At 61.6% G+C, this 11433-nt stretch carries 13 protein-coding genes; 4 read left to right on the plus strand and 9 right to left on the minus strand.

What is annotated here, in order from left to right:
* Window positions 1-68 precede the first annotated feature (68 nt).
* The gene (locus PFEN_RS11345; RefSeq protein WP_191486920.1) at window positions 69-740 is read right to left on the minus strand and encodes a GntR family transcriptional regulator; all 672 of its coding nucleotides are present in this window, start codon (window positions 738-740) and stop codon (window positions 69-71) included.
* Between the two features lie 264 nt (window positions 741-1004).
* Between PFEN_RS11345 and PFEN_RS11350 the strand changes: the two genes are divergently transcribed.
* A complete protein-coding gene (locus PFEN_RS11350) occupies window positions 1005-1355 on the plus strand; it encodes a BON domain-containing protein (protein ID WP_191486921.1) in 351 nt (116 codons plus the stop codon).
* Between the two features lie 120 nt (window positions 1356-1475).
* On the opposite strand, the gene PFEN_RS11355 is transcribed toward PFEN_RS11350, so the two are convergent.
* Window positions 1476-1949, minus strand: coding sequence for a MarR family winged helix-turn-helix transcriptional regulator (locus PFEN_RS11355; protein ID WP_191486922.1), 474 nt, complete (start codon window positions 1947-1949; stop codon window positions 1476-1478).
* A 55-nt stretch (window positions 1950-2004) separates the two neighbouring features.
* On the opposite strand from PFEN_RS11355, the gene PFEN_RS11360 reads away from it, so the two are divergent.
* From PFEN_RS11360 to PFEN_RS11370, 3 genes are all read left to right on the plus strand, one after another.
* A complete protein-coding gene (locus PFEN_RS11360; protein WP_191486923.1) occupies window positions 2005-3504 on the plus strand; it encodes an FAD-dependent oxidoreductase in 1500 nt (499 codons plus the stop codon).
* A 148-nt stretch (window positions 3505-3652) separates the two neighbouring features.
* Entirely contained in the window at window positions 3653-3952 is a 300-nt protein-coding gene (locus PFEN_RS11365; RefSeq protein WP_191486924.1) for a metal-sensing transcriptional repressor, read from the plus strand.
* Between the two features lie 8 nt (window positions 3953-3960).
* Window positions 3961-5121 (plus strand): nickel/cobalt efflux protein RcnA, encoded by a 1161-nt coding sequence (locus PFEN_RS11370; protein ID WP_191486925.1) that lies wholly within the window; start codon window positions 3961-3963, stop codon window positions 5119-5121.
* A gap of 85 nt (window positions 5122-5206) precedes the next feature.
* Here PFEN_RS11370 and PFEN_RS11375 read toward each other — a convergent pair whose 3' ends face one another.
* The 7 genes from PFEN_RS11375 to PFEN_RS11405 all read right to left on the minus strand — a co-directional run bounded on the left by PFEN_RS11375 (window position 5207) and on the right by PFEN_RS11405 (window position 11330).
* The gene (locus PFEN_RS11375) at window positions 5207-5647 is read right to left on the minus strand and encodes a DUF411 domain-containing protein (RefSeq protein ID WP_191486926.1); all 441 of its coding nucleotides are present in this window, start codon (window positions 5645-5647) and stop codon (window positions 5207-5209) included.
* A 121-nt stretch (window positions 5648-5768) separates the two neighbouring features.
* Window positions 5769-7850 carry a copper-transporting P-type ATPase gene (locus PFEN_RS11380; RefSeq protein ID WP_224770946.1) on the minus strand — a complete coding sequence of 694 codons (2082 nt, stop codon included), beginning with the start codon at window positions 7848-7850 and terminating at the stop codon, window positions 5769-5771.
* Between the two features lie 108 nt (window positions 7851-7958).
* Window positions 7959-8210, minus strand: a complete 252-nt coding sequence (locus tag PFEN_RS11385) for a DUF2933 domain-containing protein (protein WP_191486928.1) — start codon at window positions 8208-8210, stop codon at window positions 7959-7961.
* A gap of 112 nt (window positions 8211-8322) precedes the next feature.
* Complete coding sequence (locus tag PFEN_RS11390; protein ID WP_191486929.1) at window positions 8323-8715, minus strand: hypothetical protein; 393 nt, start codon at window positions 8713-8715, stop codon at window positions 8323-8325.
* Window positions 8716-8815: 100 nt separating this feature from the next.
* Window positions 8816-9211: a hypothetical protein gene (locus tag PFEN_RS11395; RefSeq protein ID WP_191486930.1), complete on the minus strand. Its 396-nt coding sequence runs from the start codon at window positions 9209-9211 to the stop codon at window positions 8816-8818.
* A 104-nt stretch (window positions 9212-9315) separates the two neighbouring features.
* A complete protein-coding gene (locus PFEN_RS11400; protein WP_191486931.1) occupies window positions 9316-10344 on the minus strand; it encodes a hypothetical protein in 1029 nt (342 codons plus the stop codon).
* Window positions 10341-11330, minus strand: coding sequence for a DUF2157 domain-containing protein (locus PFEN_RS11405; RefSeq protein WP_191486932.1), 990 nt, complete (start codon window positions 11328-11330; stop codon window positions 10341-10343). Before PFEN_RS11405 ends, PFEN_RS11400 begins: the two co-directional genes overlap by 4 nt.
* Window positions 11331-11433 lie beyond the last annotated feature (103 nt).

An 11433-nucleotide genomic window follows, 5' to 3' on the forward strand; every position in this document is an offset into this window, starting at 1 on the left:
GCAGGGGGGCGCCGGCTTGAGGGTTTTAGCCTGTGCCGATGACGAAATCGGCACAGTGCGTTGCGCCATCAATGGCTGTGGGGCAGGTGCTCGAACAGGGTCTTGCAGACGCCGGCGATATGCTCGTCGAGCAGCTTCACCGCGAGATCGACGTCACCGGCGCGACAGGCCGCGAGAATCTCCCGGTGTTCATGGTCGGCGCGCTCCTTGCCGGCCGAAAGGCTCATCTGCATGCGCAGGTAACGCTCGAGCTTGTCGTTGACCGAGCGGATCAACCCGACCAGGAACGGCCGTTGCGCCGGTTCGTAGAGACAGGCGTGCAATTCCCAGTTGAGTTCGGCCCAGCGGCCGACGTCATCTTCGCCAATAAACTCCTGGCAGATGCGTTCGGCGCGGGCGAAGGTCTCTGCGGTCATGTTCGGAATCGCCAGGCGCAGCACCTTGTCCTCCAGCAGCATGCGCACTTCGAACATCTGCGCCAGCTCGGCATCGGAAACCCGCGTGACCATCGCCCCGCGATTGCGCTGGAACAGCACCAGGCCTTCGGCTTCCAGGCGCTTGAGGGCTTCGCGCACCGGAATCTTGCTGACGTTGAACTGGCGGGCGATATCGTCCTGGCGAATCGGCTGATCCTCGGCGAAATGCCCGGCGACGATGGCGTCGCGCAGATGACGGGTGATGATTTCCGAAGTCGAGGGCGAGTTGCCAAGGTCGGGAGCGTTGAGTTTTGGTAGGGCCACGGTATTGATCGTTCAGAATGATTTGCGTAGATGGTATACGAAATTGGCCGGGTGTTCCTGTGTGGCGGCCCGGGCGGTTGCCTGTCGCGAAGTTTTTCGGTGCGCCTTGAAAAGGCCGCTTTCAACGGGGGCCCAGAGTGAGTAGCAGAAGGACGACAAGCGAGGACAGCGCACTATAATTAATCCGTGTGGCCGTGGCGCGTACTCCACGGTCGCGCCCATGGGATGAACAGTACGTCTGAAGACTCGACAGAGGGTTCTGCCATGAAAAACCACTCCTTGCAGCATTACTCCCACGATCTGGGCATGGCCGTGCACGACACGTGGACGACCACCCGGGTCAAATCCGCCCTGGCCCGGGCGGACTCGGCCCAAAGCCTGCACATCCACGTCAAGACCCATGCCGGCACAGTGGCGTTGAGCGGTCGGGTGCTGACCTATCGTCAGTACGACCAGGTGCTTGAGCGGGTCCGTGCGGTACCGGGCGTGCTCGACGTCGATGCCCGGGAGCTGCGGACCCATGTGTCCGTGCCCACGGGCTCAATGCAAGCGCCCAACGCGGAGGAGACCAACGAGTACCGCTCGCCATTGCCACCTCGCGAGGATGACCAATAGCACTCCCACCTATCGGCGGCAGGGGCGACGGTTGCCGACCCTGCCTGGCCAGGGTCCTTGGGGCGTGTTCGGTATTAGCATCGACTGGGTATCCGGCGCCGCGACGGCAACAGCACCGGGTTAGTCGCCACCCTTGATGTCATCGGCGAACTTGCGCATGAGCCGCACCAGGTCGGCAACCTCCTGAGGCTGCCAGGTGGCGAAAATGGCTTGCCCAATCCTTTCCCGCGCTTCATCGATCCGATCCGTCATCGCCTTGCCTTTCTGCGCGATGACGGTTTCCCGGACGCGGCGGTCGCTGGCGCTCTCCTGGCGGTTGACCAGGCCGAGGCTTTCCAGCTTTGCCACCTGTCGGCTGACGGTGGTGTAGTCGCGCCCGACGCGGTCAGCCAGCTCGACAACCCCGATGGGACCTAACCGCTCTACCAGAACCAGCAATGGGAACAGCGCGCGGTCGAGGGCTATGCCGGCCTCTCGCACCATTGCTTCGTCGCGCTGAGGGCGGTTCATGACACCCACAATCTCGACCAGGGCCCCATGCAGCTCGCGGAGCTGAGCGTTTATATGTGTATTTTGCACTTTTTCTGTTGACACGATTTTCTCTCGGGACTAACACTTATATGTGCAAACTACACATATTGAGGTCGAGATGAAAGAGCAATTTGACGTCGACGTACTGATTTGCGGCGCGGGTGCGGCCGGTTTGACGCTGGCGATCGACCTGGCGCGAAGGGGCATTGCCTTCCGTCTGATCGAGAAGCTGACGAGCCCCTTCGGTGGCTCGCGTGGCAAGGGTATCCAGCCCAGAACCCAGGAGATTTTCGAGGATCTCGGCATCCTCGAGCGACTTGTCGCGACCGGTGGGGAATACCCGCCTCAGCGGCATTACCGCGCCGATGGCAGTTCTACCGACACGGATGGCATGGAGCGCGCCGAGCCGACACCGGGCGAGCCTTATCAACGGCCATTGATGGTGCCGCAGTTCCTGACCGAAGGCGTTATGCGCGAGCGTTTGCTCGAGTTGGGCCACCGACCGGAGTTTGGCTGTGAACTGGTCGCTATCGAACAGGATACGGACGGTGTTACGGCGCGTCTCGCCGGCCCGGCCGGTGACGAGCGCATCCGCGCGCGTTGGCTGGTGGGCGCCGATGGCGGCCGCAGTTTCGTGCGCAACGCGTTGGATATCGGCTTTGCGGGCAAGACCCTCGGCGTTCGCGCGATCGTCGCCGATGTCATGTTGACGGGCCTGACGCGTGATGTCTGGCATTGCTTCAACGACGGCGACATGCAGCGGCAGATCTATCTTTGCCCGCTCGCCGGAACCGAAATGTTCCAGATACAGGGCCCCATCGCGCTCGACGTCGATATCGACCTGGGTGTCGAAGGGCTGGCGGCCATGGTGGCGCAGCGCACTGGACGCGATGATATCCGGATCCAATCGGTCTCCTGGGCATCGGCTTACAACATGAATGCGCGGCTGGCCGATCGCTATCGCGTCGAGCGCGTGTTCCTTGTCGGGGATGCCGCGCATATCCATCCGCCGACTGGTGGCCAGGGTCTCAACACCAGCGTGCAGGATGCCTGCAACCTGGGCTGGAAGCTTGCGGCGGTGGTGCATGGGGCGGCGCCGACGTTGCTCGACACCTACGAGGAGGAGCGCCGCCCGGTGGCGGCGGCAATGCTCGGCCTGGCGACCCGGCTGCTCGATGCCCAAGGGCGGGGCAATATGCGCCGTGGTCGTGAGGTACACCAACTGGATATCGGTTATCCCGAATCCTCGCTTGCGCTGCAAAAGGTCGCCGGTAGTGGCTCGGTGGTCGCCGGCGAGCGCGCGCCGGACGCGCCGGTCCGGGGCGCGGCTGGCCAACCGATCCGGCTGTTCGCCTTGTTTCAAGGGGCGCACTGGACTTTGCTCGGATATGAGGCCGAGCGCGGGTTGGTACCGCCACGTCCAGGGCTGCACATCCATATCATCGGCCCACGCGGCGACCTGTTCGATGATGGAGGCCACTTTCGTGACGCCTACGCGCCCACCGCCGGCGACTGGGTGTTGGTGCGTCCGGACGGCTACATTGCGGCCATTCTCGCCAGCGACGAGGTCGCGCTGTTGCAGGGCTACCTTGCGCGGGTCGGACTCGCCGCCGGTTGAGGTAATGAGCTGGCCTGTATGCAATGGCGCGGGATAAAGCCGAGACCGATGGCCTGCTACAGGTCGGCTGTGGCCGTGCCGTGCTTGATCTATCCTATAGGGGGGGATAGTATATTTGGGTAATTCATTGAGACCCGAGACGCCCGTCATGAGTGAGCACGAACACGGCCACCCCCATCCTCATCCCCACCAGAGTCATGAAGCGATCATCAAGCGGCTGAAGCGCGCCGACGGTCATTTGCGCGGCATCATCACCATGATCGAAGAGGGTCGTGAGTGCGTCGACATTGCCCAGCAACTGCACGCAGTGGAAAAAGCGGTGTGCCAGGCCAAGCGCACGCTCATCCAGGATCACATCGATCACTGTCTGGAAGACACCGTTTTGGCACTGAACACGGGCGAGCGCGCGCCCCTGGAAGCCTTTAAACAAATCACCAAGTACCTCTAGGTTCTGACATGCCCAACTTCGCTGAACTCTTGCAACAGGGCGGTTCACACGCCTGGCTGTACTTCCCGAGCGCTATCCTGCTCGGCGCCCTGCATGGCCTGGAACCCGGCCACTCGAAAACCATGATGGCGGCGTTCATCGTGGCGATCCGTGGCTCGGTAAAGCAGGCTGTGTTATTGGGCCTGGCCGCTACGCTGTCGCACACCGCGGTGGTGTGGTTGGTGGCCATCGGCGGTATGTACCTGGGCAAAGGCCTGGATGCGCAGACCACCGAGCCTTACTTTCAGCTCGCGTCCTCGGCGCTGATCATTCTGATTGCGCTCTGGATGCTGTGGCGGACCTGGCGTGGCGAGCAGATGTTCAAGTTCGAGCAAGGCGATGATCACCATCATGGTGAGCATGACCATGACCATGACCATGACCATGACCATGGTCACCATGACGAAACCCATCGGATCGATACCGGTCATGGCCGCGTCGAACTGTCGATCTTTGAACAGGGCATGCCACCGCACTGGCGCTTGAAGACACTGAGCGGGCAGGCGTGGTCGGCTTCAGACGTGCGCTTGACGACCAGCCGTCCAGACGGCAGCACTCAAACCTTTGCGTTCGTCGAGCGCGAAGGTTTCCTGGAGTCGACGGTCGATATTCCCGAGCCGCATGAATTCAGCGCGCGCCTGAGTCTCGGGCACGCCGGGCATTCCCATGATTACGATCTGGAATATCTGGAGCATGATCACGGGCACGTACATTCCGAGCTGGAAGGCCTGGAGTTGTCGATCGATGGCTATCAGGACGCCCATGAGCGGGCGCACGCCAATGATATCCGCAAGCGCTTCACCAACCGTGAGGTCACCACCGGGCAGGTCATCGTGTTCGGTCTGACCGGCGGCTTGATTCCTTGTCCGGCGGCGATCACGGTTCTGTTGCTCTGTCTTCAGGTCAAGGAGGTCGCGCTGGGCGGGATGCTCGTCCTGTGCTTCAGCATCGGCCTGGCACTGACCCTGGTCACGGTGGGGGTTGCCGCGGCGATTGGCGCCCGGCAGGCGTCCAACCGCTGGCCTTGGCTGGGCAGCGTTGCGCGTCGGGCACCTTATCTGTCCAGCGTCTTGATCATTGGCGTTGGCCTGTACGTGGGTATCCACGGTTGGATCGGCCTGACCGCCTGAGTGCTTGGCCCGCCCGTTACATTGGTCTGTTCCTGGCGGCATCCGCTGCCGCCACGTGACTGCCCAGGTGTGCTGAAGCCGTGGCTCAATTGCCAGGATAATCGGCGATGACCTGATCGGCGCCTGATTGGGTCTGGCCTATCACTTGATACGGCTGCCGGGTTGGGCCGCCATCCATTCCGGGCGACCCCATGGGCATGCCGGGAACCGCGATTCCGACGAGGTCGGGGTGGTTCTTCAAGTCGCGGATCTGCGCGGCTGGCACATGTCCCTCGACGAATTTACCGTCAATCACCGCGGTATGGCAGGAGGCCAGGCGCGGAGCGACGCCAAGGCGCTGTTTGAATTCGCTCATATTCGGTTCGACATGGTCGCGAACGCTGAAACCATTGCTCTCAAGATGCTTGATCCAGGCCTTGCAGCAGCCGCAGTTCGGGTCGCGGTAAACGTCGATGACTTCAGCGGCCTGGGCCGCTCCGGTCAGCAGCAAGGTCGTGAGCATCGCGATGCGTAATCTGGTGTTCATGGGTGTTCTCCCGTTCAAAAAACAGCACTGACCGATAGCCGCAACCACGCTGCGGCTTTCTTGGATTCTGACTTTATCTTCAACCTTTCCACAGTGGTAAGGTCAAGCCGACTTCCCGGACTCAAACTATCGAAACACGGCGCAGGCGCAAAGCATTGAAGACCACCGAGGCCGAGCTGACGCTCATGGCCAGCGCGGCAATCAGTGGGGACAGCAGGTGTCCGCTCAGCGGGTAGAGCAAGCCGGCGGCCAGCGGGATGCCCATGGCGTTGTAGAGGAAAGCGAACGTCAGGTTCTGATGCATGTTTCGCACTGTGGCCAGCGACAGGCCGCGAGCCCGCAGGATACCGAGCAGGTCGCCCTTGACCAGGGTGACCTGGGCACTGTTCATCGCCACATCGGTGCCGGTGCCCATGGCGATCCCCACGTCGGCGCGCGCCAGTGCGGGGGCATCGTTGATGCCGTCGCCGGCCATTGCCACGTGGTGTCCGGCTTGTTGCAGCGCCGCGACCAGGCGTTCTTTGTCTTGCGGTTTGACCTCGCCATGCACTTCCTCGATACCCAACTGGCGGGCTACCGAGCGCGCGGTGCCGAGGCCGTCGCCCGTGGCCATGATCACCCTGACTCCATCCGCCTGCAGACGCTCGACCGCCCGTTTCGAGGTCGGCTTGATGGGGTCGGCAACCGCCAGCAAACCCGCCAGGGCGCCGTTGACCGCCAGGTACATGATGCTTGTGCCGTCGCCACGCAGCTTGTCGGCCTGCGCTTGCAAGCGCTCGGTGGCGAAGCCAGCCTCCTGCATCAACAGCGTATTGCCCAAGCGCAATTGGTGACCTTCGACCAGGCCGCTGACGCCAATACCGGAGGCGGACTCGAAGTGTTCAGCTGGGCTCAGTATCAGGCCGATGGCCTGTGCTTGTTTGACGATAGCCTGGGCTAGCGGGTGCTCGCTGCCCTGATCGAGGCTCGCGGCCAGGCGCAGTACTTCCTGCTGAGTAAATCCGGGTAAGGCCTCGACGCTATGGAACGCGGGGCGGCCTTCGGTGAGGGTGCCGGTTTTGTCGACGATCAGGATATCTATCTTGCGCAGGTTCTCGATGGCGGCGGCATCGCGAAACAAGACACCGCTGCCCGCCGCCTTGCCGGTGGCGACCATGACCGACATGGGCGTTGCCAGGCCAAGGGCACAGGGACAGGCGATGATCATGACCGCGACCGCATTGATCAGGCCGAACACCCAGCTGGGTTCGGGGCCCCACAGCCCCCAGCCGAGTAGCGTCAGGGTGGCGATGCTGATCACCACCATTACGAAGTAACCGGCAATCACGTCCGCCAGACGTTGCATCGGCGCTTTTGAGCGTTGCGCCTGCACCACCAACTGCACAATCTGCGCGAGCAGGGTGGCCGAGCCAATTTTCTGCGCCAGCATCACCAAGCTGCCGTGGCTGTTGAGAGTCGCGCCGATCAACGTGTCGCCCGGCCGCTTTATCGTCGGTATCGGCTCGCCGGTGAGCATCGACTCGTCCACGGCACTTTCGCCTTCAAGCACCTGGCCGTCGACTGGCACTTTTTCCCCTGGTCGCACCCGTAGCCGGTCACCGTTGTGTACGTGGCTCAGGGGGATGTCTTGTTCCGTGCCATCGGCGTTGATCCGTCGGGCTGTTTTGGGGGCCAGTCCAAGCAGCGACTTGATGGCCGCCGAGGTTTGTGAGCGCGCCTTGAGTTCGAGCAACTGGCCGAGCAGGGTCAGCGAGATGATCACGGCCGCCGCCTCGAAGTACACACCAACGCGACCCTCCATCATGAAGTCGCTGGGGAAGGCGCTGGGGGCCAGGGTGGCGACGACGCTGTACAGGTAGGCCGCCGCGGTACCGAGGCTGATCAGTGTCCACATGTTCGGGCTGCGCTGAATGACTGAGCGCACCCCACGCCGATAAAACGGCCAGCCGGCCCACAGCACGACGGGGCTGGCCAGTCCAAACTCGAGCCAGTTTTGCGTGGCAGCGTGAAACAGCACCAGGGCATGGCCACCCATGGCCAGCAGGGTGACAATTACGGTCAATGGCAAGGTCCACCAGAAGCGCCGGGTGAAGTCCTTGAGTTCGGGGTTCTCTTCTTCCTCCGGTTCGGCAATCAGCGGTTCCAGGGTCATGCCGCACTTCGGGCAGATGCCGGGGCCGATCTGGCGGATTTCCGGGTGCATGGGGCAGGTGTATTCAGTGGCCGCCGCGGGTGCCGCTGTTGCGAGCTGTTCGATTTCAGATTGGGTTATTGGGGGGTGCCCATGATGGTGTTCAACACTGTGCATGAGTTAATTCCTTTTCTCATCCTGGGTGGGAGCCGAGCTTTCTCCGTGATGTCCGTGACCACTGTGGTGGTGCCCGAAGAAATGCATCAGCGGGCACAACAGCAAAATCATATAAGGCAGCACGCCCAGCATATGGCCATAGTGCTCCCTGGCCAGATAGAACATCCCGATCACCAGCAGCATGCCTAGCGCTATGCCAGGTCTGCTTCTCCAGAAGGTCGGCGAGGTGTTGCTGGCGTGGGGGGCATTCATCATGGTCCTGTACTCCTGAAAGAGTGCTATCCAGTGGTTCGATGTTTGGCGGTTTCACCCTGGCCTGGCCGGCCAGGGCGAAATCGCCATTGCAGCTACATCGCTATGCTCGGGATCACTTGCCCATGGGCATTTTCATCATGCTCGACTGTTGATCCATCATCTTCATCATCATGTTCATCATTCCCATGCCGCCGTTGTTGCCGGACATGCCCATGCCGTTACAGTTTTGCTGCAGCATGCCCACGCCGTCTTTCATCGTCTGCATGCCTTCCTGCATGGCCGCCCTTCGCTCGGCGGGGGTCTTGGCGGCGACCATTTTGTCGCGTGCCGCCTGCATCTTTTGCATTTGTTCGGTCATGGCCTGGTTCTGCATGGGCGTGGTTGTGTCGCTGGTTTGAGCCGGCGCGCTCGGCGTCTGCTCCGGGTGATGCTCGTCGGCGGCCGAGGCAATGAATGGGCTGCTCACAAGCAGGGCGGCCAGGATCAATTTCAATGAGCTATGCATGACAATCTCCAGAGGGTGAGGACAACACAGGTAAAAGCAAGCCGCGCCGGGTTGGCGCAGTCAGGTGTAGCGGCCGGAGTTCGGCGCGCTGAAAGTCGCTTTAATCGTTGAGGCGGACGAAAATCAGGCGGGCAGGCGGCTTGGCTGGTGCAAGGCGCCGTAGGACGAGAAAGGGACAAACAGACAGCGTGGCGGGGTACAACATGAGCAACGCGGGGATCAGCAACAGCAACGACCAACTGAACAGGTCGAACGCTTGAAGATGGGGCGAAGGACTCACGGCTATCGCGGTATCGGCACAGTGTTGCAGGCAACCAGAGGCATGGGCATCGTGGCTGGCGCCATCTTGCGCGATGTTGAGCGAAACATGGGTTGTCGCCGGATTGTGCTCGGGAAGTACCAGGCAGCCCTGGCTCGCCGCCAAGCCAAACGCCAACAGCCACAGCACGATGGCCAGGCGTATGAACGTTGCTTGACGATGGCGAAACCAGGACATGACGCTTCCCCGGGAATGGGTGACGGGTTGTGGTTTTTCAAACTACAGAACCTCGAAGCGTCACGATTGATCTACATCAAAGTAAGCCGCCGGCTGGTTTCGATTCAAGCATCGGTCGTCACGCCACGGCGTTTCTGCCGCTCGGACTCCAGCCAGATCACCAGTGCCAGCAGGCTGCCACCGGCTATCAGCAAACTCATCAGCCAACCCAGGGTCTCGGCGAGTTGAGTGAAAAACAGCGTGTAGAGCTGGATGATGAAGAAGGTCGAGCCATAGCCCACCAACATGCCGAAACGCAAACGAATCCCCAGCGCCAGAATCCCCAGGCTGACCAGCGCCCAGAGCAGGTTGTACCTCACCAGCTCGCCGGCATCGGCCAGGTGCCAGGGGTCGTCGATCAACTCGTAGCTGCCAAACAGCGACAGCAGCCACAGCGACATTTCGGCGACAAACAGACCGCAGGAAATCCACACCTTGGCAAAGCCGTTGTAACGCCGCAGCAAGCTGGCCTCACCGTGCAAATGCAGCGCGCCCGTCGCGATCAACGCGACCGCGGCGCCGAGAAAACGCAGCGGGTAGTTCATGCCGAACCAGTAGGCGCCCCAGCCGGACTGATAGCCGCTGCGACCGCCAAACCAGACAAAGAACAGCACGCTGCACAATGTCAGCAGCAAGACGTTGTTCAGGACATAGCTGAGCACCAGCAGTATCAGCAGATCGACCAGCAGCAACGCCGGCCAGTTGCCCGAGCCATCCGAATAGATCATGCCCAGCACAACGCTGGTACCGATCAAGGCAAAGCCGCCAAGCAACTCCAGCGTGCCGCCAAACAGCTTCAGTTGCCTGCCGATCAGCCAGCGGCCGCCGATAAACAACCCCAGCGTTACCAGTGTCAGGCTGACGGCCAGTTTCGGCAGGCTGAACTCCAGGTGTTCACGCAGAAACAGCAGCAGTCCCGCCGCCAGGCTGATCGCGCCAAAGGTCAGGAACCAGCGGCCCAGAGAGCGCCAGTCCCAGCGCGTCAGTACGTAGCGCTGGCCAATCCGGGCGTGCTGGTCGATGTCGATCTGGCCATCTCGCAGCCATTGATCCAGTGCCTTGTGCACCTGTTGATTGCGCTGATCCGGGCTCATTGTGAGGCTCCCTTGCCGCTCAGGGCCAGGCGTTCAAACGACCAGCCGAGTAACAGGCCGATGATCCCACCGACCGCGAAAAACGTTGCCACGCTCAAGCGGTCCCATGAGTACTCATAAAACCGCGTGTACAGGTCGATGCCCAGGAACACGACGGCGAAACCGGTGAAGCTCGGATGCTTGAAGCGCGCGCCGATCACCAGTTGGCCGATGGGCACCAGGGTAAACAGCACGGTCCAGATACGCGTGTCGCGGCCCCAATCATCCAGGCTGAGAAACCAGAGCGAGCAATTGAGGTAGAGCAGCCCGAAGATCACATACAGCCGGCCAAATCCGCAGAAGCGACGCAGTTCACGCTCCTCGGCCAGTTGGTGGCATAACCCCAATACCGCCGCCAGCGCGGCAATCACCGCCATCGAACGCGGATCCTGGATATTGAAAAAATAACCGCCATGCCCGACGTACCGGCCCCAGGCGCCTAGTCCGTGGAATGCACACAACAGCCCCAGCAGCAACGGCCAGCGCAAACGGTAACGGTAGGCGGTGAGGATGCTCAGCAGCGCCGTGACCAACAGCGCCAACGGCACATTGCCCAACTCGCCCTCGTAATCATTTGAGGAGCCCAGTAACAGGCTTGCGCCGATCAGGATCAGGCCGATGGTCAGGATCGCGACACCAGTGACCGGCGTCCGTTGGGCCGGATTGCGGGCCATGCGCACACCGACCCACCACAAGCCGGCCCCGGCGCAGCAGAACAGCACTGCACCGACCATCACCGACTGGCTGAACAGGCTCAGGCCCCCCAGCACCGCCATGCCGATCAGCAGCACCGCGCCGATCCCCAGCCATTGCAGCACGCTGGACAACAGCTGGCCAGGTTGTTCGTAAGGTGCGCTCAGCCGCTTGCGGGCTTCGGCGTCGATCAGGCCACGATGATGCCAGTCGGCGATTTCGTGAACCAGCAACTGCTTTGTCGTTTTTCTCATGGTGTCCAGCGGTCCGTGACGTGAAAAATCCAATGGCCTACAGCACATTAGTGTCATTTTCGGCCCGTGGCGTCACATTTTGAAAAACGAATTCTGCCCAGGC

Source organism: Pseudomonas sp. FEN (assembly GCF_904067045.1).
GTDB lineage: Bacteria > Pseudomonadota > Gammaproteobacteria > Pseudomonadales > Pseudomonadaceae > Aquipseudomonas.

Bases quoted from the DNA above. Each gene is read 5' to 3' on its own strand.
- PFEN_RS11350 (WP_191486921.1), top strand. From the start codon at position 1,005: ATGAAAAACCACTCCTTGCAGCATTACTCCCACGATCTGGGCATGGCC.
- PFEN_RS11360 (WP_191486923.1), top strand. From the start codon at position 2,005: ATGAAAGAGCAATTTGACGTCGACGTACTGATTTGCGGCGCGGGTGCG.
- PFEN_RS11365 (WP_191486924.1), top strand. From the start codon at position 3,653: ATGAGTGAGCACGAACACGGCCACCCCCATCCTCATCCCCACCAGAGT.
- PFEN_RS11370 (WP_191486925.1), top strand. From the start codon at position 3,961: ATGCCCAACTTCGCTGAACTCTTGCAACAGGGCGGTTCACACGCCTGG.
- PFEN_RS11375 (WP_191486926.1), bottom strand. From the start codon at position 5,647: ATGAACACCAGATTACGCATCGCGATGCTCACGACCTTGCTGCTGACC.
- PFEN_RS11380 (WP_224770946.1), bottom strand. From the start codon at position 7,850: ATGCACCCGGAAATCCGCCAGATCGGCCCCGGCATCTGCCCGAAGTGC.
- PFEN_RS11385 (WP_191486928.1), bottom strand. From the start codon at position 8,210: ATGATGAATGCCCCCCACGCCAGCAACACCTCGCCGACCTTCTGGAGA.
- PFEN_RS11390 (WP_191486929.1), bottom strand. From the start codon at position 8,715: ATGCATAGCTCATTGAAATTGATCCTGGCCGCCCTGCTTGTGAGCAGC.
- PFEN_RS11395 (WP_191486930.1), bottom strand. From the start codon at position 9,211: ATGTCCTGGTTTCGCCATCGTCAAGCAACGTTCATACGCCTGGCCATC.
- PFEN_RS11400 (WP_191486931.1), bottom strand. From the start codon at position 10,344: ATGAGCCCGGATCAGCGCAATCAACAGGTGCACAAGGCACTGGATCAA.
- PFEN_RS11405 (WP_191486932.1), bottom strand. From the start codon at position 11,330: ATGAGAAAAACGACAAAGCAGTTGCTGGTTCACGAAATCGCCGACTGG.